The organism is Modestobacter marinus, from assembly GCF_011758655.1.
In the GTDB taxonomy this organism is placed as follows: domain Bacteria; phylum Actinomycetota; class Actinomycetes; order Mycobacteriales; family Geodermatophilaceae; genus Modestobacter; species Modestobacter marinus.
This window is the reverse complement of the sequence record NZ_JAAMPA010000001.1, coordinates 1,726,979-1,750,506: the sequence shown is the minus strand read 5'-3', so window position 1 is coordinate 1,750,506 and position 23,528 is coordinate 1,726,979. Positions and strand designations below refer to the sequence as shown.

Sequence of the window (23,528 nt, the reverse complement as noted above, 5' to 3'; positions counted from 1 at the left end):
GGGTCAGCTGCGGTCGAGCCGGCGCACCAGGTACTCCCACGCCCCGTGCACCATCGCGTCGGAGTAGCAGTGGCCCCGCTTGGACAGCGACTCCTCGGGCGAGGACCAGGTGGCCCAACTGCCGGTGGCCATCGCGGTGAGCTGCATCCGGCAGGCCCGGTCCAGCAGGTAGGCGGTGACCGTGGCCGTCGGCACGTCCGCCGCTGCCACGACGACCCCGTGGTTGACCATCAGGCAGGCATTCCGGTCGCCCAGGGTCGCCGCGACGCGCTCGCCGAGCTCGGCCGTGAGGACGAGGTCCCCGGTGTCGGTGAACCGGGCGAGATCGGGCGGGACGAACAGGTTCGCCTCGTGCGAGATCGGGCGCAGCGGCACGCCCACCGCGCCGAGGGCCACCGCGGCCGGGGAGTGCGTGTGGATGACGCTCCCGACGTCGGGGCGGGCCCGCATCACCTCGGTGTGGATCGGGTACTCGGCGTGCCGTCGACCGTGGCCCTCGAGCACCTCGCCGTCCCAGGAGACCAGCAGGACGTCCTCTGGGCCGACCTCCTCGAAGCCGAGTCCGGAAGCCTTCATCCAGACCCCGCGCCCCTCCGGGTCCCGCACCGACACGTGGCCCCAGATGAGGTCCCCCTGGTCGGCGGCACCGAGCACCCGGCACCCCTGGGAGACCAGTTCCCGCAGCTGCTGGCTCACGTCGTCCTCCGTCTCGACCGGAGCCTGCGACCCCCGTCGGTCGCACAGTCCTCCGGACGCTCGTTGCGTGGCATGATGGTAGGACCAATCCCGACGGTTCGGAGATGTCCATGCGTCCTGCGCACTCCGCACGCCCCATGCCCGACGCGGGGTGGCGCCGATGAGCGCCGGCACCGTCATCGTGGGCGCCAGCCAGGCCGGGCTACAGGTGGCCGTCTCCCTCCGCGAACTGGGCGACACCGCCCCGATCACGCTGGTCGGCGCGGAGGCACACCCGCCCTACCAGCGGCCGCCGCTGTCCAAGGAGTTCCTGGCCGGCGCCGCCGGCCACGAATCGCTCGCGTTCCGCACACCCGCCTTCTATGCCGAGAACGGGATCGAGCTGGTCTGCGGTGAGCGAGTGGTCGACGTGTCCCTTCCCAGCGCCGCTTCGGCCGACCCCGGCACCGCACGTACCGCAGGCGGGCTCCGGCTGGCCTTCGACCGGCTCGCCCTGACCGTCGGCGCCCGCCCGCGCCGCCTGCAGGTGCCCGGTGCCGCCCTGGGCGGCGTCCTCTACCTGCGCGACCTCGATGACGCCACGCAGGTGCGGGCCGGACTCGCCGACGCCGGCCAGGTCGTCGTCATCGGCGGGGGGTTCATCGGGCTCGAGGCGGCCGCCGCGGCGCGCGCCCAGGGCAGGTCGGTGACCGTCGTCGAGATGGCCGACCGACTGGTCGGGCGAGCCGTGGCACCTGTCACCTCGGAGTTCTACCGCCAGGCACACGAGCGCCGGGGGACGACGGTGCTGCTGTCGACCGGGGTGACCGAACTGCGCGGCAGCGGCGACCGGGTGAGCGAGGTGGTCCTCGACGACGGGTCGACGCTGCCGGCAGACCTGGTGCTGATCGGGGTGGGCGTGCAGCCGCGGACCGAACTGGCCGAGCAGATCGGCCTGGAGTGCGACGGCGGGATCGTCGTGGACGGCTGGGCGTGTACCAGCTCGCCCTCCGTGGTCGCCGCCGGCGACTGCACCGTGCAGCCACACCCGCTGACCGGCCTCGGCCGAGTACGACTGGAGTCGGTGCAGAGCGCGGTCGCCCAGGCCGGCGTGGCCGCCGCCTCGCTGCTGGGCCGGCGGGTGGAGACCCGGACCGTGCCGTGGTTCTGGTCGAACCAGGGCGACCTGCGACTGCAGATCGCTGGACTGTCGGCCGGCTTCGACCAGCACGTCGTGCGCGGCGACCCGGACAGCGAGAAGTTCTCCGTCCTCTACTACCGCCAGGGCGAACTGCTGGGCGTGGACGCGGTCAACAACCCGGCCGACTACCTGGTGGTGCGGAAGGCGCTCACCCTGGGAGTGCCACTGTCGCCGACCCAGGTGGCCGACAGCGCCGTCCCGCTCAAGACGGTGCTGGCCGCCGCCACCGCCTGACCGAACCCCTCCCCCCGGGCCGGGGTGGCGACCACCCGTCGCCACCCCGGCCCGCGGCCGTTCCACACCCGGTGACGACCATTCTGCGGCCGGTCGCCCGAGGGTTCCGACCAGGGACGCCGCCATTGTCAGAGAATGGCCACGACAATCCCGGCCGACCATTCCCCCGGTCTCCGTCGACCACCCCTGCAGAACGACGCAGCCCTGACCGCCGAGCCACGCCGCCGATCGACAGGACGCTGACCTGCAGTGTGACGCGGATGACGACTGTGATCCAGGCAATGCTCGAAATGTGATCCACACAATGCCCGCGCTCTTCATGTGAGGGCTCTCACGAGGCAGAGGTCGGCCGATGGGCATCCCGGGACTGCGAATGGTCCTACTGTAAGAGCAAGACGAGAATCGAGAGGGAGCACCTGACGTGACCAGCACCACGCCCCTGCAGCAGGCGATCTCCGCCCCCCGCGTCGCCATCCCGCGCCGTTGGTCCCCGGCAACGCGGCTGCGCCGGATGGCGATGACGACGTCGTTCATCGTCGGCAACGCGTTCTCCGCCGCGACGTCCTACGAGGGCGCCCAGGGCCCGATCGCCCGGCGCGCGGTCCTGTCGCGCTTCTCCGACGACCTGCGCTGACCGCAGCACCTCACCCGCTGCACCGCCGCAGCTGACCGGCTCCGGGCCGGGGACCTCACGGTCCCCGGCCCGCCGCGCGTCCGGGTCAGATGACGAAGGCCTCCAGCGCCTCCGGCGCGAAGAGCTCCTCCGGGTCCAGCCGGCGCCTCGACAGACCCTGTCCGTGGTGGTAGCGGAGGAACGTGGTCAGGGTGTCGATGTTCTGCTCCAACCCGTAGGACCAGTAGTCCTCGCCCAGCAGCGACCGAGCCTCCTCCAGGCCCGGGATCAGCCAGGGCAGCATGAACCGCAGTGCCGAGGAGTCGTAGAGCTCGACCATGGCCTGCTGCTTGGCCAGGGTCAGCGCCTTGGTCAGCGACTGGGCCACCCAGCGGTTGGCCTCGTAGACGTCACGCCGTACCACGACGACGTGCATGATCGGGAAGATGCCGGTCTCGGAGAAGTACTGCTTCTCCGCCGCCACCGGGTCGGCGAACAGCCGGCGGACCGGCCCGCCGGGAACGAACGACGACGGCACCCGGGGGCTCTGCAGGGCGTCGATCCGCCCGTCGGCGAGCATCCCCGAGAGCGTCTCCCCCTCCGAGATCGGCTGCAGGTCGGCGGCTCCGCCCAGGTCCACCGCCGCCTTCTCGATCCGCCCCGGGGTCTCCTGCCCCCCGGTGCGGTAGCTGACCGAGTCGACCGGGACGCCGTACTGGTCGGCGAGCATGCCGCGGATCCAGACGCCGGCGGTCAGCTGCCACTCCGGGGTGCCGACGATCTTGCCGCGCAGGTCCTCCGGCCTCTCGATGCCGGCGTCGGCGTGCACGAAGACGCCGGTGTGCCGGAACTGCCGGGAGGTGTACACCGGCAGGGCCACGAAGGGCGACCCCCCGCTGTCCAGGGACTTCACGTAGGAGGACAGCGACATCTCCGCCACCTCGAACTCCCGGTGCCGCATCATCCGGAAGAACGTCTCCTCGACCGGGAGCCGCAGGTAGTTCAGGTCGATGCCGTCGGGCAGGATCGTGCCCTCGGCGAGGGCGCGGGTCCGGTCGTAGTCGCCGCAGGCGAACGTCAGCCGCAGTCGGGACATCAGGCGCTACTTCCCCGCAGCGGTGAGCTGCGCATCCAGACGGGGGTAGACGCGGCGCGCGTTCCCCTCGAAGACCTTGGACAGTTCGGTGTCGGTCAGCCCGGCGCGGTCGACGTAGACCTTGGTGTCGTCCCAGCCGACACCGGACTCCGGATCGGCTCCGCGGACGGCACCGAGCATCTCCGAGGCGAACAGCACGTTGTCCACCGGCACGACCCGGGTCAGCAGGTCGATGCCCGGCTGGTGGTAGACGCAGGTGTCGAAGAAGACGTTGTCCAGCAGCGTCGACGGCTGCGGTCGGCCCATCCGCTCGGCGAGCCCGCGATAGCGCCCCCAGTGGTACGGAACGGCACCGCCGCCGTGCGGGATCACGAACCGCAGCGTGGGGAACCGGGTGAACAGGTCGCCCGTGAGGAACTGCATGAACGCCGTGGTGTCGGCGTTCAGGTAGTGCGCCCCGAGGGCGTGGAAGACCGGGTTGCACGAACCGGACACGTGCACCATCGCGGGGACGTCCAGTTCGACCATCGCCTCGTAGAGCGGGAACCAGTACTCGTCGGTCAGCGGCTCCGCCGTCCAGAACCCGCCCGAGGGGTCGGGGTTGAGGTTGCAGCCGACGAAGCCCAGCGTCTCCACGCACCGGTGCAGCTCGGCCACGGCGTCGTCCAGCGGACCGCCCGGGGTCTGCGGCAGCTGGCAGACCCCGGCGAAGCGCTCCGGGTAGAGCCCGACCAGCCGGCCGACGAGGTCGTTGCTCGTCGCCGCCCACACCCGCGCGGTCTCCGGGTCATCGACGTGGTGCCCCATCCCCGAGGCGCGCGGCGACAGCACCATCAGGTCCCCGCCCCGCTCGCGGAGCACCCGCAGCTGGTTGCCCTCCACGCTGGCGCGCAGCTCGTCGTCGCCGATCACCGGCGGCTCGGGGGCCCTGGCGGCCGGGTCGTCCAGCGCGGCCAGCTGCGCCGCACGGAACTCCTGCAGCGCCGCCGGCTCGGTCGTGTAGTGACCGTGGCAGTCGATGATCACGAGGCGTCCTCCGCGTCCACGTAGGTGAGGCCCGTGCGCACCAGCCGCTCGCGCATCCCGTTGACGTCCAGGCCCAGCTCCCCGTTGGCATAGCGTTCCCGGGCACGGGCCTCCTTGGCCTCGCGGGCCCGGGCGGCGTCCAGCACCTGCGCGGCCTCGTCCCGGGGCACGACGACGACGCCGTCGTCGTCGGCCACCACCACGTCACCGGGCTCCACCCACTGACCGGCGCAGACCATCCCAACGTTCACGCTGCCCAGGGTCTCCTTGACCGTGCCGAACGCCGAGATCCAGCGGGACCAGACGGGGAACCGCATCTCGGTCAGGTCGGCGACGTCCCGCACGCCGGCGTCGATGACCAGGCCACGCACCCCGCGGGCGGCCAGGGACGTGGCCAGCAGGTCACCGAAGTAGCCGGCCTGCGACGGCGTCGTGGGCGCGACGACCAGGAGGTCGCCCTCGGCGCACTGCTCGACGGCGACGTGGATCATCCAGTTGTCCCCCGGCGGCACGCTGACCGTCACCGCGGTGCCGGCCACCCGCGCCCCGCGGTAGACCGGCCGCAGCGCCGGGTGCAGCAGGTTCGTGCGGCCCTGCGCCTCGTGCACGGTCGAGACGCCGCAGGCGGCCAGGCCGGCGACCACGTGGGGGTCGGCACGCCGGGGGTTGCGGACGACGATGCCACTCACGCCGCCCCCCAGGGCAGGAGCGAGATGTGCAGCGCGTCCTCGCCGGTCTCCCCGGCCAGGGCGCGGATCGCGTGGTCGACGTCCTCGAGGCCGAAGGTGTGCGTGGCCAGCCGCTCCAGGGGGAAGCGGCCCGAGGCCAGCTGCGCCAGTGCGAGCTCCACCGAGCGGTAGCTGTGCCCGCGGGCGCTGGCCAGCGTGATGCACTTCTCGGTCATCTTCTTGAGCGGGAAGTCGGGGAACGCGGCCTCCTCGCCCTGGGTCACCATGATCCCCTCCCGGCGCTTGAGCGCGTCGATGCCGAGCAGGACCGGTGCGGTCCCCGCCCCGGAGGTGCAGTCCAGGACGACGTCGACGCCCGCGCCGCCGGTCAGTTCCAGGACCCGCTCCAGCGGGTCCTCGGTCAGCACGTCGATGGTGGCGTCCGCCCCCAGGTCGCGGGCCAGCTGCAACCGGGAGGAGTCCCGGGTCGTGCCGGTGACGACGATCAGCGAGGCGCCGGCCTGCTTGGAGGCGACGACCTGGGACAGCCCCTGCTGGCCGGGGCCCTGGATGAGCACGGTCTTCGCGTAGCCCACCCGGCCGGCGTTGAGCGCCCACTCGATGCCGTTGGACAGCGGGGTGACCAGGCCGGCCAGCTCGGCGGAGACACCGTCGGGCACCCGGTGGGTCACCGCGTTCCACGGCAGGTACATGTACTGGGAGAACCCACCCCACAGCCGCCCCGGGTTGTCCGAGGAGGTGTAGCCGTAGCGGCGGGCGTCGGGGTTCGTCCGCCAGTCGGTGAGCTGGCAGTGCCGGTACTCCCCCGCCCGACACCACTCGCAGTGCATGCAGCCGACGTAGTGCTCCACGAAGACCCGGTCACCCTCGCGCAGCCCGTGCATCCGGGACCACTGCGCGCCGGCCTTCGCGATGACGCCGATGTTCTCGTGCCCCATGATCACCGGCGCGTCGATGGTGGGCTTGCGGTACAGCTTCACGTCGGTGCCGCAGATGCCGGCCACCTCGATCCTGAGCAACGCGGCATCGTCCGTGATCTCGGGCATCGGGAACTCCCGGAGTTCCGTCCTCCCGGGCCCGGTCCGCACTGCCGCCAGCACCTGGTCTGCCATGCCTGCCCCCTGCCTCCGACGGTGGTGATCGGCATCACCGTAACCCGCGGTCTATTGGTCTGACCATGCTAGTTTGCTGCGCACCGACCGTCAGAGATGCCCCCCGGTCGGCCGCCGCGTCGAGCGGGTCGCGGCGGCCGGGACCGGAGGTCACCGCACGAGGAGAGCGCCGTCGGACACGTGACCGGCGGGCACCAGCCAGGAGGACACGTGGCCGAGCCGCTGCTGAAGACCGTCACCCGCACGCAGGGGAACAACGCCGACCTGAAGAGCGGGGCGGTGGCGCCGCAGGGCTTCCGCTTCGCCTTCGAGGAGGTCCCGGTCCTCCCCCAGGCGTTCCGCCGGATGGTCCGCGACCTGGAGTTCGACATCAGCGAGATGGCGCTGACCACCTACCTGGTCGCCAAGGCCCACGGAGTGGCCTTCACCGCTGTGCCGGCCTTCCTGGTGCGCGGGTTCCACCACGGGGCCGTGCAGGTGCTGGCCGGCTCCGACGTGCGGACACCGGCCGACCTCGCCGGCCGCCGGGTGGGCGTCAACCGCGGGTACACCGTGACCACCGGGGTGTGGGCACGGGCCGTGCTGCAGGACGAGTACGACGTCGACCTCAGCGGAATCACCTGGGCGCTCTCCGGCGACGAGCACGTGACGCAGTACGAGCCGCCGGCCAACGTCGTCCCGCTCGAGCCGGGCGGCACGATGGAGGAGCAGCTGCGCAGCGGGCAGCTGGCCGCGGTGATCGGCGCCGACCTGGACTCCCCCGACGTCGTCCCGCTGATCCCCGAGCCGACCGAGGCGGGGTTCCGTGCCCTCGAGCAGCGCGGGCTGTACCCGATCAACCACCTCGTGGTGGTCCGCAACGATCTCCTCCGGGAGCGGCCGGAGCTCGCCGCGGAGGTCTTCGACGTGTTCGCTCGCGCCAAGCAGCGGTACGTCCAGCGGTTGCGCGCCGAGGAGATCGAGGCGCCCACCGGCACCGACCGGATGTACCAGCGGGTCCTGCAGGCCACCGGGTCCGACCCGCTGCCCTACGGGCTGGAGCCGAACCGGGCGGTGCTCGAGCAGTTGCTGCGCGCGGCGGTGGACCAGCGGATCCTGGCCTCCCCGATCGCCGTCGAGGACGTCTTCGCCGCCGGCACCACCGACCTGACCGCCTGAGCGGGACATCGTGCGCATCGCGATCGCGGCCGACCACAACGGCGTGGCGCTCAAGGCCGGGCTGATCACCTGGCTGCGGGCACAGGGACACCAGGTCGAGGACCGCGGCACCGACAGCGACGCCCTGGTCGTGGACTACCCGCTGCTCTGCGCGGACATCTGCCGGCGGGTCGTCGACGGGCAGGCCGATCGCGCGATCATGGTCGGCGGCAGCGGGATGGGTGAGACGGTCGCCTGCAACAAGGTGCGCGGCATCCGGGCCGGACTGTGCACCGACCTCTTCCACGCCCGGATCTCCCGGGCGAACAACGACGCCAACGTCCTGGTGCTCGGTGCCAAGGTGCTCGCCGCCGAACAGGCCCGGGAGATCACCGAGCTGTGGCTGGACACGCGGTTCACCGGCGGCCCGCACCAGAGACGGCTGGACCAGATCGCCGCACTCGAGCGAGGCGAGCCCCTGGGCTGAGCGGTCCCACCGGTGGGTGCGGCGTGCGCACCCACCGGTGGGACCGGTCGGTCAGTAGCTGCCGACCACGAGCTCCTGGAACTCTGCCGGGGAGTCCAGCACCTCTGCGACCAGGGCGGCGGTGTCCTCACCGCTGAGCGGGGCCAGCGGACGCTGCTGCTCCTCCAGCTCGGTCTGCAGCTCGGTGTCGTCCAACGCGCACTGCATGCCCTCGCGGAGCGCGGCGACCCGCTCCTCCGCCATGCTCGGGGAGGCGATCATCCCGCGGCCGGTCTGCCCCAGCGCGATGAGGTTGTCGATGATCGTCTTCGCCTCGTCGTCCGGCGGCTCGGTCTCGTAGATCGTCGGGACGTCCGGCAGCAGCGGGTCGGGCTCCTCGTCGACGGTCACGATCGGCCGGACGTCGCCCGCCTCGATCGCGGCGAGCTGGCTGTCGATCGGCAGGACGTGGGCGTCGGCGTTGCCGGCCACCACGGCGGTCCGGGCCTCGGGGGCACCGGCGAAACCGGTGATGATCTCGAACGGGTAGCCGTAGGCCTGCCCGATGATGTTCGGGGCGATGAAGTCGTTCGCCCCGGGCCCCTGGGCCACGAACTGCACCGGCTCGCCGGAGTCGACGATGTCCTGGAAGTCCTGGATCGGGCTGTCCTGCGCCACCACCATGACGTTCGGCGGCGAGGAGACCCGGCCCAGCCAGTTCAGGTCGTTGAGGTCGAAGTTCGCCCCCTCGGCCTCGGCGATCTGCGCGGAGACCAGGCCGACGGTGTTGACGATCTGGATGCGGTTGTCCGAGGCCGGCGCGGCAGCGGTCCTGTTGGTGGCCACCAGGCCACCGGCACCTGGCTCGTTACGGACCACCAACCGGGCGCCCAGGCACTCCTCGAGGTAGGGCGCGATGCCGCGGGCGTAGGCGTCGTAACCGCCGCCGGGCTCGTAGGGCACGACCAGGTCGATGTCCTCGCCGTCGAACGCGGCCGCGCTCTCCTCGTCCGGACCACCGGAACCCGATCCGCACGCGGTGAGCAGCCCGGCCAGGGCCACGGCCATGGCCGTGCGGGAGGTGACGCGCCGTCCGGCGCCGGTCGTCGTTGCCATCGTGGATTGCTCCTTCATCGGAGTGCTCTCAGCCCGGGGCCCGGGGAGATCGGAAGGCGGTCGGCTCGCCCCCACGGTCGCGACGGCACTGCAGCCGCCGTCCGGACCGGTCAGCTGCCACCAGCGGCGCCGAGGAACGTGAGGATGCGAGCCGGCGCGGTCTCCGCGGTCTGCTCGGCCACCGGGACGTCCCAGTACTCGGCGCCCGGCAGGCACTCCTGCAGGTAGCGCGCCGCGGACGGCGCGTGCGAGTCGTCCTGTCCGGGCACGATCAGTGTCGGGATGTCACAGGCCAGCAGGTCCTCGGGCTCTGCGCCGGGGACGGTGTCCCGGTCGAACATCAACCGGGCCATCCCGCTGACCACGACGGCATAGCGTGCCGGGTCCAGCCGCACGTAGGCCGCCGCGAAGCCCGGGTCGGTGCGCAGCACGCTGTTCCACGGGCCGACCCGGGGATCGGCGGTGAACCCCTTGTCCGAGCCCCGCACCAGGTCGGCGACCGCGCCGAGGCCGTTGGTCTCGACGAAGGCCAGGTGCTGCACGAACCGGGAGTGCTGCTTCAGCCGGTACCGCACCCCTCCGGCCGGGGAGTACATGACCATGCTCAGCACCCGCTGCGGGTGCGCGACGCCGAACGCGGCAACCGTCGAGCAGCCGACGCAGCCGCCCATGAGGTGCGCCTGCTCGATGCCGAGGTGATCGAGCAGGCCGCGCCCCTGGGCCACGTAGTCGGCCCAGGAGATTCGCTCGACCCGCCCACCGGACTGCCCGGACTCGCGCCGGTCGAAGGTGATGCAGGTGTAGGCGGCGCTCAGCTGGGCCAGCACGTCCAGCCGGCGGTAGATGCCGACGGTCCGCCAGCTCTCCAGCGTGGAGTCGAACCCGCCGGGGGAGAACATCAGCAGCGGCGGGCCGCCGCCGGTGACCTCGTAGCGCGTGGTGATCCCGTCGACGACGGCAGTGGGCACGGTCAGGTCCTCTCGGTCGGGCGGGTCAGGACGCCGGCGGGACGGGGATGCCCCCGGGCAGCTGCCGCGCGGCCCGGACGTCCTCGGAGTAGGAGGTGATCGCCTGCAGGGTCAGCTGCGCCACGTTGACGTAGGTGTCCGGGGCGCCGTCCAGGGCCGAGGCCGCGTAGCCGATCGCGGCGTTGACCATCCGCATCCGACCGTCCAGCCAGGGACCGCCACCGAAGCCGCCGACCACCGGGATCGACACCGCCTCGGCGACCGCGGCTCCGACCACCGGCCCCGAGTTGGTGAAGTTCAGCAGCACCGCACCGGCGTTCTGCAGGCGCGTGGCCTCCGTCACCAGCTGATCGGTGAGCTCCTCCGGCACGGCGTCGGCCGCCGAGGGGATCGACTTGTACTCGACGCCGTAGCGCAGCGCGGTCTGCGGGGTGATGCCGAACTGGGCGAAGACGGGGATGCCGGCTCGCGTGACGGCTTCGACGGCGTCCAGGTGGTCGGCTGCACCGTCGAGCTTGACCAGGTCGACGCCGGCCTCCTTGACGAACCGGATCGCTGCCTGCACCGCGCTGGCCGGGCCCTCCTGCAGCGGGCCGAAGGGGAAGTCGACGCTGACCAGCGCCCGCTCCACCCCGCGGCGCACCGCCTGGGTGACCACGAGGATCTGCTCCATGGTCACCTCGAACGGGTTCGCGTGACCCCAGAGGTTGACCCCCACGGTGTCGCCCACCGAGACGAGGTCGACGCCTGCCCGGTCGACGATGCGGGCCACCTGGTGGTCCCAGGCCACCACGCCGACGATCTTCCGACCCTCGTCCTTCATCACCTGCAGGTCGCGCAGGGTCACCTTGGACCGCTCAGCCATCTCGTCCCCCGGTCAGACGCGCAGGGCGGTGAGGACGTCGACGACGTCGGTTTCGTCCGCCGACGGCAGCAGCACCCGGGCGTGCGGGCGCAACGCGGCGACCGCAGCGGAGGCCGCTGTGCCCTCGTGGGTCCCGTCGCCGACGACCAGTCCCGCGGTCTGCACGCCACGCTCCCAGCACGCCTTGCCCACGGCGTAGGCGCAGGCCGCACCCTCGTCCGAGGTCGCCACCATCACCACGACCGAGGCGCTGGCCAGCTCGTCGGCGAGCGTCGCCGGGCCGCCGTCGATCCCACGCAGGACCATCTCCCCGGCTCCCCCCCCAGCAGTACGGCACTCGTAGAAGCGGGCGTTGGCCCATGGCTGCATCGCGGCGTTGCCGACCACCTCGGCGGCCCCGGCGTCCAGGGCGATCACGCGTCCCGCACGGGACGGCGCGATCGGCCGATCGATGCGGTAGCGCGCCTCCTCGGCGGTGGCCGCGCGGGCACAGCTGCTGGGCAGGCTCGTGTCGACGCTCATCAGACGGAGGACACCCCCACACCCGGACGGACCTTGACGTCCTCGGCGGCAGCCTCGAGGAAGGCCTCCTCCTGCGGCAGCACGACAGCCGCCGAACGCACGTGGTGATGCGCGGGGTCGACGCCGGGAGGGGTGACACCGTTGTCCCGCAGCGCCTTGGCCGCCCGGTACAGCTTCTGGCGGGCCTTGATGATGCCGCTGTCGGCGGGCACCAGCCGCTCCTTCGTGCGGTCGACGATCGGGCCCATGCTCTCCTGCAGCGAGCTGTCCTGGATCGCGATGCCCTTGATGCCGGAGTAGAACTCGCCGCGCTTCTGCGCCTCGCGGTCCATCAGGTAGTCGTTGTCCATGTTCGCCACCGGCCGGTACGTGCCGGGGATGTTCTCGCTGTGCACCCCGTGCCCGTCGATCATGGCCTGCCGCTCCTCGGGCGTCAGGGCGCGCATCGGGTGGTAGTCGAAGCTGTAGGCCCAGCAGTTCTCGTCGTCGATCGGAATCCAGAAGTGCCCGTGGATCGGGTGGTCACCGCGCGGGGGCACCATCGTGAACGAGGGCATGACCCAGGGCGTGATCCGCCAGTAGTAGTTGCCCTCCTCGGCGTTCCGCCGGGCGCCGACGAACAGCCCGCCGGGGGAGTCGGCGACCTCGAAGAAGGGCTTCTTGTCGTTGGCGTTGTACTCGTTGCCCTTGGCGCCCTTGAACAGCGGATCGGTCTTCAGCCCACCGGAGTGCAGGAACGTCACGTGACTGGAGTCGATGCCACCCTCGAAGGCCTGCAGCCAGTTGCACTGCTGCCAGCGCTTGGAGGTGTAGGTCTGCTGAGCCGGGACCAGGGCGAACTCCCACTCCGGCAGCGGGGGCTGCGTGGCCGGGTCGCCCATGTAGGTCCACAGCACGTCGCCGATCTTGACCAGCGGGTACGCGGTCAGCTTGACGTTCTCGGCGAAGCTGCTGTTGTCGGCCTCGGAGGGCACATCGGTGCACTGGCCGGTCGTGTCGTACTTCCAGCCGTGGTAGGGGCAGCGCAGCCCGCCCTCCTCATTGCGGCCGAACCACAGCGAGGCACCACGGTGGGCGCAGAACTCGTCGATCAGCCCGTAGTTGCCGTAGCTGTCCCGGAACGCGACGAGGCGCTCGGACAGGAGCTTGAGGCGGATCGGCGGGCAACCGTCCTCCGGCAGCTCCTCGGCCAGGCAGGCCGGCATCCAGTACTGCCGGTAGAGCTCGCCCATCGGCGTCCCCGGCCCGGTCTGCGTCAGCATGTCGTTGATGTCCTGGCGAAGCACGGAGTTCTCCCTCGTTCCGGCGTCCCGGCCCCGGCCCTGCTGCCGAGAATGGACTGATGGTCATGCCTTGGGGCTGAGGCGTCAACCGCCTCGTGGGTCAGGGCTGCACGGGCGGGATGTCCACCGTCAGACCGTCGAGCTCGGGGGTGACCGGGATCTGGCAGGACAGCCGGCTGCCGTCCCGGCGCTCGGAGACGGCCATGTCGAGGAGGTCCTCCTCGATGTCACCCGGCTCGCCGACCAGGGCGAGGAACTCCTCCCGCACCCAGACGTGGCAGGTGGCACAAGAGGCATTGCCCCCGCACTCTGCAATGATCCCCGGGACGCCGTTCTTCACGGCTGCCACCATGACCGACTCGCCGGCCGTTGCATCGACGGCCCGCTCGTCGCCGGCGGTCGCTACGTAGGTCACCTTCGGCACGGCGTCGGGTCCTCTCCCTGGGCGATGCAGCTGTCGACCGGCGGGCGTGACGCCTGCCATCTGTTTGGTCAGTCCATTTGACCACATGCCGTCCCAGACCGCTAGGCTCCCGGCGTGCCGACGCTGCTCCTGCTGCGCCACGGCGAGAGCGAGTGGAACGACCGCGACCTGTTCACCGGATGGGTCGACGTGGGCCTGACCGCCCACGGTGCGGATCAGGCCCGGCACGCCGGCCGCCTGATCGCCGAGGCCGGCCTGCCCCCCGGCGTCCTGCACACCTCCCTGTTGGCCCGCGCCGTGCACACCGGCACCCTGGCGATGGCGGCCGCCGGCCGGCCGGAGGCCCCGGTCCACCGGTCGTGGCGGCTCAACGAGCGCCACTACGGCGTGCTGCAGGGCATGGACCGCCAGGTCGCGCGCGCCCGGTACGGCGGCGAGCGACTCCGTCACTGGCGACGCTCGTACGAGGGGCGGCCGCCGGCGGTCGAGCCCGGCGGCCCGGGCGACCCGGCGGGCGACCCGCGCTACGCCCACGTGCCGCCCACCCTGCTCCCGCGTGCCGAGAGCCTGCGCGACGTGCAGGCCCGGCTGCTGCCCCACTGGGACGAGGAGGTCGTCCCCGACCTGCGCGCCGGCCGCACCGTGCTGGTCACCGGGCACAGCAACTCACTGCGTGCCCTGGTCGCCCACCTGGACCGGTTGTCGGACGACGAGGTCCTCGACCTGGACATCCCGATCGGCAGCCCGCTGCACCACGAGCTGGACGAGGACCTCTCCCCCGTCCAGCGCGGCGGGCGGTACCTGGACCCCGTGGCGGCTGCCGCCGGCGCTGCCGAGGTCGCCCGGCAGCGGGGCGCCCGCACCACCTCGCCGACCGGGCCGACCCGCTCCCGTGCTCCTGCGGGATGAAAGTGTCCGGAAAGACGTCCCCGCACATCCCGCGGCTCTAGGATGGCGGTGTGACGATGCCCGCGACACCAGACGCCACCGGCGCAGCTGCGGGGACAGGCACCGGAGACCTGCTGAGTCGCGTGAGCATCGGCCGCATCTCCGAGGTGATCGTCGACCAGGTCCGGTTGCTCATCCGCCAGGGCCGGCTGGTCGCCGGCGACCGACTGCCGTCCGAGCGCGAGCTGTGCGAACGCTTCGGGGTCAGCCGGGTGACCGTCCGTGAGGCGCTGCGCGTCCTGGAGGCCAACGGACTCGTCGAGATCCGGGTCGGCGCGCGCGGCGGGGCCTTCGTCACAGCCCCCAGCAGTCGACTGGTCGGCGAGGGCATCGTGGACCTGATCTCCCTGGCCTCCATCACCGCCGTCGAGGTGACCGAGGCACGGATGCTCTTCGAACTGGGCATCGTCCCGCTGGTGTGCGAGCGGGCCACCGACGAGGACATCGCCGCGCTGTACGAGATCTGCGACCAGAGCGATGCGGCCATCACCGCCGGCGAGTACCCGCTCGAGCTCTCCGCCGAGTGGCACACCCGGTACGCCAGGGCCGGGCACAACCGGGCCGTGTCCATGTTCGTGGAGTCGCTGCACGACCCGCTGCTGCGTTCCCTGGAGCGGGCACGGGAGACCTCCCCGACCCACGGGCAACACGGCGTGGAGGAGCACCGGGCGCTGGTCGACGCGATCACCAAGCGGGACATCGCCGAGGCCACCGAGCTGATGCGCACGCACCTGACCCGTACCGCGCAGCGCGTCGAGGACGCGGACCACGCCGCCGGCGTCTGACCTGCACCGCCCTCAGCGGTGCGGGTCCTCGCTGAACACCAGGGACTTGATGGTCACCGGCACGGTGTTCGACGGGTGGCGGAGCCGACCCAGGTCGATGTAGTCGAAGTCGCGCAGGTTCAGCCCGTCCACCACGAGCACCTCCCCCGGCACGCCGAGCTCATCGCGCAGCAACCGGCCGAGGGTCATGGCCACGTCGCCGTCGAGCACCACGTACACCGGCCGACCGGCGTCGATCCGCTCCGCCAGCCCGTCCCGCAGGCCGCGGGCGAAGGCGGACAGCCGGGCGTAGCTGGGCAGACCGCTCCATGACATGGCCAGGGCCATGTCATGGAGCAGTTGATCGGCGTCGAGGGCGACGAGGTGTGCGCGGATCGCCGCGGCGATCTCGTCGGGCTGGACCGACTCGCCGAGCTCGTAGCGCGGCCGCACCACCTGCAGGTTGCGGCGGGGGAGCAGCGCGTCGGGGTCGGAGATCCAACCGGTGTTGCCGCTGAGCTGGACGCTGTACTCCGAGGCACCCAACGCCGTGGCCCGGATGCACTCACCGGCCTCCAGGAGTGGGTAGGGCAGCGCACCCGAGTCGACCCGGCGTCGGACGGCCCGGCCGAGCGGCCGACCCAGGTCGCCGAAGGAGACCGTCTCCCGGTCGTAGACGTACTCGCCCACCCCACCGGAGAACATCACGCCGTCGATCGCACCGAGGTCACCGAGAGCGGGGGTGAGGAACAGCTCGGCCACCTCTGGCGGCGGGTCGGCGCTGACCGCGGCGACCAGTGCGTCGGCCATCCTCTCGGCCACCTGGGCCAGCTCGGCGTCCCGTGCGGTGTCCCCCAGGGCCCAGTCGTACCCGGCACGCCGGGCGTGCCGGCGACCGGCCGGGTCCAGCCGGACGATGGTGCCACTGCCGTCGACGACCTGCAGCCGGCCGCCGACGTGCACCGCCGCGGTCGCGACGACTCGACCTCCGTCGAGCAAGGCGAACTTGGTGGTGCCACCGCCGATGTCGACGTTGAGGATCCGGCGGCCGCTGTCGTAGGACGCCTTGGCCGCGCCCGAGCCGTAGGCCGCCAGCATGGCCTCCATGTTGTGCCCGGCGGTGGCGGTCACCAGTTCCCCGCCCCGTTCGGCGAGCACGCCGGCGATCGCCTCGGCGTTGCGACGGCGCAGCGCCTCGCCGGTGAGGATGACGACGCCGGTGTCGACGTCCTCGGGCCCGATCCGGGCCTCGCCGTAGGCGCGGTCGATGATCGAGCCGAGCGCCTCGGCGTCGATGAGCTCAGCGCTGGCGTAGGGCGTCAGGCTCACCGGCGAGCGGTAGAGCGTCTCTCGACGCACCACGATGTAACGGCTGGTCAGGTCCTCACCGATCCGGCGCAGGTGCAGCCGGGAGAACACCACCTGCGTGCCGGAGGAGCCGATGTCCATGCCGACGCTGGACAGGGAGACGTTGTCCTGCTGCCAGATCGGGTTGTCCTGGAGCGGCATCTCGGCGTCGTCGTGGTCGTGGTCGTGGTCGGGCACGTGGGGCGAGTACACGATCTGCGGAGCGGCGTGGTCCCGGCCGTGGGCCAGGTCACCCTCCTGGTGGCCGTGGTGGTGGGAGTGCTCGTCGTCGTAGGTCACCCAGAACTCCTCGAGACGACGACGTGCGGCCCGCCACGAGGGGCGGACCGCACGTCCGGAATGGGACAGGAAGGCGGGGTCAGGCGACCGGCTGGGGTGGCAGGGTCTCCTTCTCCTGCTCGTACGCGGCCACCATCTGCGGCTCCAGGCCGTGCTTGGCCAGGGCCTCGGTGAAGGTCTCGCGCACGTAGGCCGACTCGTCGGCGTAGTCGATCTGGTCGCCGCCGATCCGCTGACTGATCCAGGCCTTGGGCACGCCCTGCGCGTTGCGGATGGACACCACCTCGTGCTTGAAGGCGAGGTAGCGGGCCGGCTCGGTGCCGGTGTTGAAGTGCTGGTGGTACCACATGTTCGGCGGGACGATCATGCTCCCTGCCTGCCACTCGTAGCGCCGGGGCTCCTCGCCCTCGGGCCACATCAGGCTGTAGCCCTCGCCCGACAGGATGATCACGTGCGCACCCGGACCGTGCCGGTGCCCCTTCTTGTACGTGGCGGTGGGGAACTGCGAGATGTGGCTGTTCATGGAGCCCTTGGCCATGTTGAACCGGATGTGCCCGCCGCCGGCGCCGCGCTCCTTGGCCTCGATCAACGGCAGGTTGATGGAGTCGGCCACGAAGTTGGTGTCCAGCAGCAGCCCCTTCTGCTCGCCCTTGGGCGCGAAGTAGTCCGGCTCACCGTCGAACCGCTTGGGGAAGTCGTGGGCGGTGCTGAAGACGAAGTCGATGTCGTCGTAGAGGTTGACGATGCCGGGGGCGTTCGTCGAGGAGACGAACCGTGCGACCTCGGAACCCGAGCCGTTGAAGTGCTGGTGCGAGGCGTTCAGCGGGATGGCGAACAGCGCACCCGGCCCCCACTCGAACGTGACCTCGGCGCCGGCGTCGTTCCACACCTTGGTGGAGCCGTGGCCGGAGAGGATGAGGATCATCTCCTCGAACAGCTGTCGCTGCGGGGCGAGCGCGCCGCCGGCCGGGATCTCGGCCACGTAGCAGTCGTTCGAGGTGCGGCTGGCCTCATGATTGATGAAGACCCCCCGGCCACCCCGGCGGGTCCAGTCCTTGAGCTCCACGGTCTTCAGATCGGGCACGTAGTGCGCGGCGATGATGTCCAGGCCCTCGTCGGCGACCCACCGGGTGTACGGCGAGTCCTTCTCCGTGGCGAACTTCGCTGCGAGGTTCTCGTTGACGATCGCGTCCTTGGCCATGAGGCCTCCCTGGTTCGAATGGGCTGAGCGACCCTCGACGGGCCGGCGGCGCAGCAGCGCGGCGATTGGTAGGACCGTATGACCACTGATGTGACCTGTCAAACACCCCGCTGGCACCGACCGCCTGCCGCCCGTGGGCCCAGCTCAGCCGGGGTCCATCACCCCGGGGTTCACCGGCGGACTGCCGTCGGGCCAGTCCTCGTCGGGGACCCCGGGGGGAGGGCCGGGGACGGGTGGGACGTCGGTCGGCGCCGGCTCGGGTGACGACTCGTCGGACCCCGGCGCGGTGTCCTCGACGGGCTGTCCGGATCGCGGTTCCAGCACGAGCACCTCCATGAGCAGGTCCTCGACCGGGCGGCCGGGGACGTGAGGGCCCCATCATCACGACGTTGCCGGCCGCCCGCAGCGGGCGGCCCGCCCATCCCCTGGAGGTCGCCGTGCGTCCCTCGCTGTCCAGCACCCCCTTCCGCACCTTCGTCGTGGCGCCGGCCCTGGTCCTCGCCGAGCAGGTGGTGTCGCGACGCCGGGTCCGGCTCCGGTGGCTGCCCGCGCTCGCCTGGGGCTTCGCGCAGTACCGGCTGGCCGGCCGATACCGGATCACCCGCGCCGGCGGCCCGCCCGGGCTGTCCCAGGGGCGGCCTCAGCGGCTGGTCACGAGCGGCCCGTACGCGGTCAGCCGCAACCCGATGTACCTCGGGCACCTGGTGTTCCTGGCCGGGCTGACGGCACTGACCCGGTCGCCGCTCGCAGTGGCGGTCACCGCCGTCCTGGTGCCCTGGTTCGACGCCCGGGCACGGGCCGACCACGCCCGTCTGGTCTCGCTCTTCGGCGAGCCATACCGCGACTACGCCACGCGGGTGCCGCGCTGGCTCCCCGGCCTGCCCACCGATCGACCTTGACAGCCATTGGTAGGACCAGTAGACCGTACGTGGCGGAGATGACCCCGGTCACATCCCCCCGGCCGCGCGGACAGTCGTCCCCGCTGCGGGACGACGCCGTTCCACGGCCGACCGGAACGTCACCCACGCCGCCCGCCGGGCGGACGTGGCCACCCCACGGCGGACGCCGCAGACGACAGGAGGACCCGATGGGTGAAGACGGGCGCGTGTTCGTGCGCGGACTGGAGTTCGACAAGTACGAACTGGAGGCGGTCCGCCAGCTGCAGCTCTCCCACCCCCGGGTGCGGGACAAGACGGTCGTCGTCGACCACGGCGAGGCGGTCGGTCACTCCGGTGCGGCCACCAAGCAGTCCCGGGTCTCCTGGCGGGTCGGCCCCGGGGACGAGGAGTTCCTGACCCAGACCCTGCAGGTGCACTTCATCGAGATCGACGGGCACGGGCAGAACAAGGGCCACGGGCATCAGAACGAGGCCGCCTTCTACATCCTCGAGGGCGCCGGCTACGAGATCCACGACGACCTGCGCTACGACTGGAAGAAGGACGACTTCGTCTTCGTCCACACCGACTCGGTGCACCAGCACTTCAACCCCTACGACGAGAAGGCCGTCTGCCTCGTCATCAAGGCCAAGTGCACCTGGATGTTCCTCGGCCTGCTGCAGCAGGGCCGCGGTGGCCCGATCACCCGCGAGGAGGAGTTCGGCCCGCGGGAGGACTGGTCGGCGATCTGGACCCCCGGGGTGCTGGACCGCACCAAGGTGGTCAGCCCGGCGTCGACCGTCTGGGAGGACACCGACCTCGGTCGGGTCCGGGTCATGACCAGCCCGCGGACCGAGCACGCCCGGCTGTTCAGCGTCGACGCGTTCGAGTTCGCCCTCGACCCTGGTGGGCACACCGGGCGGCACTGGAAGATGGCCGACGAGATTCTCTACGTCAAGGAGGGCGAGGGCTACTCGCTGCACTGGGAGGTGCAGGCCGAGATCGCCGAGCGCTACTACGCGCACATCGCCAAGGAGCCCCAGCGCTTCGACTTCAAGCAGGGCGACACCCTCTACGTGCCGCAGAACACCGTCGCGCAGCACTTCGCCTCCGACGGCACCCCACTGAAGCTGCTGAGCTTCCAGAACCGGCTGTTCAAGCACCTCGGTTACGACACGGTGAAGGTGCTGGAGCCGGCGTCCGCGCCGACGACGTCGCTGCCCAGCACGGCCACCGCCGACGACCTGGCGCTGGCCACCGAGGACTGACCGCCCGACCGAAGGACGGGCGGGCGGCCCCTGGGCCGCCCGCCCGCGGCGCCGCGCGTCCCCGCCCGGCACCCACCGCGCGCTCACCATCGAGCGCAGACCCCCAGGGGGCCCCATGGAGCAGCACACCGACGACGTGGAACTGCCGATCGGGACCTCCCCCGGGCCCGCCGCCTACGGCAGCGACCTGGTGGTCGACCTGCTCCGCGCGCTGGGCACCCGGTACGTCCCGCTGAACCCCGGCTCGTCCTTCCGCGGCCTGCACGACTCGCTGGTCAACCACGGCGGCAACCGCGCTCCCCAACTGCTGCTGTGCCTGCACGAGGAGATCGCCGTCTCGCTCGCCCACGGGTACGCCAAGGGTTCCGGCCAGGTGGGCGTCGCCGCGGTGCACGACCTCGTCGGCCTCATGCACGCCTCGATGGCTGTCTACGACGCCTTCTGCGACCGGGTGCCGGTGCTGGTGCTGGGCGGCAGCGGTCCGGTCGACCCCGCCCAGCGCCGGCCGGTCGACTGGACCCACTCCGCCACCACGCAGGCACAGCTTGTCCGCGACTTCGTGAGCTGGGACGCCGAACCGGCCACCGCCGCTGCGTTCGTCAGCGACACCCTGCGCGCCCACCAGCGCGCCGCCAGCGCGCCCCGCGGACCCGCCTACGTCTCCCTGGACGCCGGTGTCCAGGAGGCCCCGCTCGACGCACCGGTCCCGATCCCCGACCTCGCCCTCCACGCCCCGGCGCCGCCTCCGGCCGCGGACGAGGCGAGCATCGCGCGTGCTCTGGACGTGCTGCTCGCCGCACAGCGACCCGCCGTCGCCGCCGGGAACATGAGCTGGGACCCGGCGGCCACCGCGGTGCTCGTGGAGCTCGTAGAGCGGCTCGGGGCCGGGTACCACGACGACCGGCACGCGGTCTCCTTCCCGAGCGCGCACCCGCTCAACGGCACCGGTGACCGCGACTGGCTCACCGAGGCCGACGTCGTCCTGGCCATCGGCGTCCCCGACGTCCCCGGTCTGCTCCGCCGCCGTGGCCGCTCCCGCGCCTCGGGAGCCGGCGAGTTCCCACGGGTCGTCGACGTCTCGACCGGCCACCTGGGGCTGAGGTCGTGGAGCAACGTCTTCGAGACGCCGCTCCCCCGGGCCGCCCAGCTCCTCGCCGACCCGCTCACCGGCGCCCGTCAGCTGCTCCACGCGCTCCGCGACCGGGGACCGGTGCCGGGGGCGGAGGCCCGCCGCGAACGCGTCGCCGCCCGGGTCGCCCAGCAGCGCGCCGCCGCGGCCGAAGCCCGGCAGGAGGGGTGGGCGGCCACGCCCATCAAGCCCGCGCGGCTGGTCAGCGAACTGTGGGACACCGTCCGCGACGTGCCGCACCTGCTCTGCCTGCGGAACAGCCGCAGCTGGCCCGAGGGCGTCTGGGACCTCGCCGGCGCGGGCAGCTACCTCGGCCACTCCGGCGGCGGGGGTGTGGGCTACGGCCCCGGCGCCTTCGTCGGCGGAGCGCTCGCCGCCCGGGACCGCGGCCTGCTCGGCGTGGGCATCATCGGCGACGGCGACCTGCTGATGGCCGCCGGTGCGCTGTGGACGGCGGTCCACCACCGCATCCCGGCACTCCTGGTCGTCAACGACAACGGGTCCTTCTACAACGACGAACCGCACCAGGCCGCCGTCGCCCGGGACCGCGGCCGCGAGCCGGCCAACAGCTGGATCGGGATGCGGATCGCCGACCCGGCCGTCGACATCGACGCACTCGCGGCCTCCTACGGGTGCTGGACAGCCGGCACCGTCACCGATCCCGGAGAGCTCGCCGGCGCGTTCGCCGCTGCGCTCGCCGCTGCCCAGGACGGCCGGGTGGCCGTCGTCCACGTCAGGACGGAACCGGCATGAGCGACGGACGGGTACTGGGACGGGTCGGACGCGGCCGCCCGCCCGTCGCCGCCCGCATGCACATCGGCGGGCAGTGGCGCGAGGCCGCCTCGGGTGCACGGCTGGACTGCATCGACCCCACCACCGAGGAACTGCTGGGGACGGTCCCCGCCGGTGCCGCGGCGGACGCCGATGCGGCGGTGGCCGCTGCACAGGAGGCGTCCGGCGCCTGGCGCGCCCTGGGCTGGACCAGGCGGGCTGCGCTGCTGCGCGACCTGGCGGACGCGGTGGGCGAGGTCGCCGAGCCGCTGGCGGTGCTGGACGTGCTCGACAGCGGCAACCCGATCGCCGGCATGCGGGGCGACATCGAGTCCGCTGTGCGCGAGCTGCACTACTACGCCGGGCTGGCCGGGCAGACCCACGGCGTCAGCACGCCCACCGGCCCGGACACGGTGTCCTTCACGAAGCGCGAGCCCTACGGCGTCGTCGTGCGGATCGTGCCGTTCAACCACCCGTTCAAGTTCGCCTGCGGCAAGGCCGCCGCCGCACTGGCCGCCGGCAACGCGGTGATCGTCAAGCCCGGTGAGCAGACCTCGTTGTCGGCCGTCGCGCTGGCCGAGGTCGCCGAGGCGGTGCTGCCCCCCGGCGTGCTCAACGTCGTCACCGGCACCGGCGCCGAGCTCGGCCAGGCGCTGGTCTCCCACCCGGGCGCGCCGCGCGTCGCCTTCACCGGATCGGTCGCCACCGGTCGCCGGATCATGGTGGCCGCGGCGCAGCACTTCGGTCACGTCACCCTGGAGCTCGGCGGCAAGAACCCGCTCGTCATCTGCCCGGACGTCGACGTCCGGCAAGCCGCCCGCAGCGCGGTGGCCAGCATGAACGTCGCCCGCAGCAACGGGCAGTCCTGCGGCTCGACCTCCCGCATCTACGTCCACGAGAGCATCCGCGCCGAGTTCACCGACGCCCTGGTCGACCGGGTGCGCGAGATCCGGGTGGGCGACCCGCTGGACGAGGCCAACGACGTGGGCCCGCTGGCCTTCGAGGCGCACCTGCAGCGGGTGTCCGGGCACATCACCCGGGCGCAGGCGTCCGGGGCGACGCTGGCGACCGGGGGCTCCCGTCCGGGTGGCACGGGCCGCGGGTACTTCATCGAGCCGACGGTGTTCACCGACGTCACCGACGAGATGCCGATCGCCCGTGACGAGGTGTTCGGCCCGGTGATGTCCGTGCTGGGCTGGTCCGACCTGGACGACGTCGTCCGCCGGGCCAACGACACCGAGCTGGGCCTGACCGCCAACGTCTTCACCCGCGACCTGCGGGTCGCGCACCGGCTGGCCGACCAGCTGCAGGCCGGCTACGTCTACGTGAACGGCACCGGCCGGCGGCCGCCCGGTTCGCCGTTCGGCGGCTGGAAGCACAGCGGCTTCGGCAAGGAGAACGGCCCTGAGGAGCTGCTCTCCTACACCCGGGAGAAGACGGTCACCGTCACGCTGCCGGCCGAGGACCCGGACTGGGCCACACCGTGAGCCCCGCACCA

General features: G+C 72.0%; 24 protein-coding genes. 10 read left to right on the top strand and 14 right to left on the bottom strand.

The features are described from left to right. Window positions 1–3 precede the first annotated feature (3 nt). Window positions 4–696 carry a class II aldolase/adducin family protein gene (locus tag FB380_RS08255; RefSeq protein ID WP_229681812.1) on the bottom strand — a complete coding sequence of 231 codons (693 nt, stop codon included), beginning with the start codon at window positions 694–696 and terminating at the stop codon, window positions 4–6. A 160-nt stretch (window positions 697–856) separates the two neighbouring features. Between FB380_RS08255 and FB380_RS08250 the strand changes: the two genes are divergently transcribed. After that, window positions 857–2,110 carry an NAD(P)/FAD-dependent oxidoreductase gene (locus tag FB380_RS08250; RefSeq protein WP_166754653.1) on the top strand — a complete coding sequence of 418 codons (1,254 nt, stop codon included), beginning with the start codon at window positions 857–859 and terminating at the stop codon, window positions 2,108–2,110. Window positions 2,111–2,531: 421 nt separating this feature from the next. Then, window positions 2,532–2,744 (top strand): hypothetical protein, encoded by a 213-nt coding sequence (locus FB380_RS08245; RefSeq protein ID WP_166754652.1) that lies wholly within the window; start codon window positions 2,532–2,534, stop codon window positions 2,742–2,744. An 85-nt stretch (window positions 2,745–2,829) separates the two neighbouring features. Here FB380_RS08245 and FB380_RS08240 read toward each other — a convergent pair whose 3' ends face one another. Genes FB380_RS08240 through FB380_RS08225 form a run of 4 tightly spaced genes read right to left on the bottom strand, consistent with a single transcriptional unit; the run spans window position 2,830 to window position 6,580 of the window. Beyond that, entirely contained in the window at window positions 2,830–3,819 is a 990-nt protein-coding gene (locus FB380_RS08240) for a type 2 periplasmic-binding domain-containing protein (RefSeq protein WP_166754651.1), read from the bottom strand. Between the two features lie 6 nt (window positions 3,820–3,825). Beyond that, window positions 3,826–4,845 carry an amidohydrolase family protein gene (locus tag FB380_RS08235; protein ID WP_166754650.1) on the bottom strand — a complete coding sequence of 340 codons (1,020 nt, stop codon included), beginning with the start codon at window positions 4,843–4,845 and terminating at the stop codon, window positions 3,826–3,828. Beyond that, window positions 4,842–5,534 carry a 4-carboxy-4-hydroxy-2-oxoadipate aldolase/oxaloacetate decarboxylase gene (locus FB380_RS08230; protein ID WP_166754649.1) on the bottom strand — a complete coding sequence of 231 codons (693 nt, stop codon included), beginning with the start codon at window positions 5,532–5,534 and terminating at the stop codon, window positions 4,842–4,844. The genes FB380_RS08235 and FB380_RS08230 overlap by 4 nt, the downstream gene beginning before the upstream one ends. Beyond that, complete coding sequence (locus FB380_RS08225) at window positions 5,531–6,580, bottom strand: zinc-dependent alcohol dehydrogenase (RefSeq protein WP_208382799.1); 1,050 nt, start codon at window positions 6,578–6,580, stop codon at window positions 5,531–5,533. The genes FB380_RS08230 and FB380_RS08225 overlap by 4 nt, the downstream gene beginning before the upstream one ends. A 276-nt stretch (window positions 6,581–6,856) precedes the next feature. Between FB380_RS08225 and FB380_RS08220 the strand changes: the two genes are divergently transcribed. Together FB380_RS08220 and FB380_RS08215 are read left to right on the top strand one after the other, a co-directional pair. Then, a complete protein-coding gene (locus FB380_RS08220) occupies window positions 6,857–7,804 on the top strand; it encodes a substrate-binding domain-containing protein (RefSeq protein ID WP_166754647.1) in 948 nt (315 codons plus the stop codon). A 10-nt stretch (window positions 7,805–7,814) separates the two neighbouring features. Beyond that, window positions 7,815–8,270 carry an RpiB/LacA/LacB family sugar-phosphate isomerase gene (locus FB380_RS08215; RefSeq protein ID WP_188959496.1) on the top strand — a complete coding sequence of 152 codons (456 nt, stop codon included), beginning with the start codon at window positions 7,815–7,817 and terminating at the stop codon, window positions 8,268–8,270. A 51-nt stretch (window positions 8,271–8,321) separates the two neighbouring features. On the opposite strand, the gene FB380_RS08210 is transcribed toward FB380_RS08215, so the two are convergent. The 6 genes from FB380_RS08210 to FB380_RS08185 all read right to left on the bottom strand — a co-directional run bounded on the left by FB380_RS08210 (window position 8,322) and on the right by FB380_RS08185 (window position 13,427). Further along, on the bottom strand, window positions 8,322–9,365 hold the full coding sequence (locus FB380_RS08210) for a Bug family tripartite tricarboxylate transporter substrate binding protein (protein ID WP_166754646.1): 1,044 nt from the start codon (window positions 9,363–9,365) through the stop codon (window positions 8,322–8,324). Window positions 9,366–9,475: 110 nt separating this feature from the next. Beyond that, a complete protein-coding gene (locus FB380_RS08205; RefSeq protein ID WP_208382798.1) occupies window positions 9,476–10,333 on the bottom strand; it encodes an alpha/beta fold hydrolase in 858 nt (285 codons plus the stop codon). A 25-nt stretch (window positions 10,334–10,358) separates the two neighbouring features. Beyond that, complete coding sequence (locus FB380_RS08200; protein ID WP_166754645.1) at window positions 10,359–11,198, bottom strand: 3-methyl-2-oxobutanoate hydroxymethyltransferase; 840 nt, start codon at window positions 11,196–11,198, stop codon at window positions 10,359–10,361. 12 nt (window positions 11,199–11,210) lie between these two features. Beyond that, window positions 11,211–11,720: a 3-methyl-2-oxobutanoate hydroxymethyltransferase gene (locus FB380_RS08195; RefSeq protein ID WP_166754644.1), complete on the bottom strand. Its 510-nt coding sequence runs from the start codon at window positions 11,718–11,720 to the stop codon at window positions 11,211–11,213. Continuing rightward, window positions 11,720–13,006, bottom strand: a complete 1,287-nt coding sequence (locus FB380_RS08190; RefSeq protein ID WP_166754643.1) for an aromatic ring-hydroxylating dioxygenase subunit alpha — start codon at window positions 13,004–13,006, stop codon at window positions 11,720–11,722. Before FB380_RS08190 ends, FB380_RS08195 begins: the two co-directional genes overlap by 1 nt. Before the next feature lie 97 nt (window positions 13,007–13,103). Then, a complete protein-coding gene (locus FB380_RS08185) occupies window positions 13,104–13,427 on the bottom strand; it encodes a 2Fe-2S iron-sulfur cluster-binding protein (protein WP_166754642.1) in 324 nt (107 codons plus the stop codon). A gap of 114 nt (window positions 13,428–13,541) precedes the next feature. On the opposite strand from FB380_RS08185, the gene FB380_RS08180 reads away from it, so the two are divergent. Both FB380_RS08180 and FB380_RS08175 read left to right on the top strand, forming a co-directional pair. Then, window positions 13,542–14,336, top strand: coding sequence for a 2,3-bisphosphoglycerate-dependent phosphoglycerate mutase (locus tag FB380_RS08180; protein WP_166754641.1), 795 nt, complete (start codon window positions 13,542–13,544; stop codon window positions 14,334–14,336). A 122-nt stretch (window positions 14,337–14,458) separates the two neighbouring features. Continuing rightward, window positions 14,459–15,160, top strand: coding sequence for a FadR/GntR family transcriptional regulator (locus FB380_RS08175; protein WP_208382797.1), 702 nt, complete (start codon window positions 14,459–14,461; stop codon window positions 15,158–15,160). A 12-nt stretch (window positions 15,161–15,172) separates the two neighbouring features. On the opposite strand, the gene FB380_RS08170 is transcribed toward FB380_RS08175, so the two are convergent. The 3 genes from FB380_RS08170 to FB380_RS08160 form a co-directional block, all read right to left on the bottom strand. Continuing rightward, on the bottom strand, window positions 15,173–16,786 hold the full coding sequence (locus FB380_RS08170) for an ethanolamine ammonia-lyase reactivating factor EutA (protein ID WP_208382796.1): 1,614 nt from the start codon (window positions 16,784–16,786) through the stop codon (window positions 15,173–15,175). Between the two features lie 79 nt (window positions 16,787–16,865). After that, on the bottom strand, window positions 16,866–17,987 hold the full coding sequence (locus FB380_RS08165) for a cupin domain-containing protein (RefSeq protein ID WP_166754639.1): 1,122 nt from the start codon (window positions 17,985–17,987) through the stop codon (window positions 16,866–16,868). A gap of 144 nt (window positions 17,988–18,131) precedes the next feature. Continuing rightward, a complete protein-coding gene (locus FB380_RS08160) occupies window positions 18,132–18,323 on the bottom strand; it encodes a hypothetical protein (RefSeq protein ID WP_166754638.1) in 192 nt (63 codons plus the stop codon). A gap of 53 nt (window positions 18,324–18,376) precedes the next feature. Between FB380_RS08160 and FB380_RS08155 the strand changes: the two genes are divergently transcribed. The 4 genes from FB380_RS08155 to FB380_RS08140 all read left to right on the top strand — a co-directional run bounded on the left by FB380_RS08155 (window position 18,377) and on the right by FB380_RS08140 (window position 23,517). Beyond that, entirely contained in the window at window positions 18,377–18,886 is a 510-nt protein-coding gene (locus FB380_RS08155) for a methyltransferase family protein (protein ID WP_188959495.1), read from the top strand. Between the two features lie 188 nt (window positions 18,887–19,074). Beyond that, window positions 19,075–20,130 carry a cupin domain-containing protein gene (locus tag FB380_RS08150; RefSeq protein ID WP_166754637.1) on the top strand — a complete coding sequence of 352 codons (1,056 nt, stop codon included), beginning with the start codon at window positions 19,075–19,077 and terminating at the stop codon, window positions 20,128–20,130. 115 nt (window positions 20,131–20,245) lie between these two features. Next, window positions 20,246–22,012: a thiamine pyrophosphate-binding protein gene (locus FB380_RS08145; protein WP_166754636.1), complete on the top strand. Its 1,767-nt coding sequence runs from the start codon at window positions 20,246–20,248 to the stop codon at window positions 22,010–22,012. Next, on the top strand, window positions 22,009–23,517 hold the full coding sequence (locus tag FB380_RS08140; protein ID WP_208382795.1) for an aldehyde dehydrogenase family protein: 1,509 nt from the start codon (window positions 22,009–22,011) through the stop codon (window positions 23,515–23,517). Before FB380_RS08145 ends, FB380_RS08140 begins: the two co-directional genes overlap by 4 nt. Window positions 23,518–23,528: the final 11 nt, after the last annotated feature.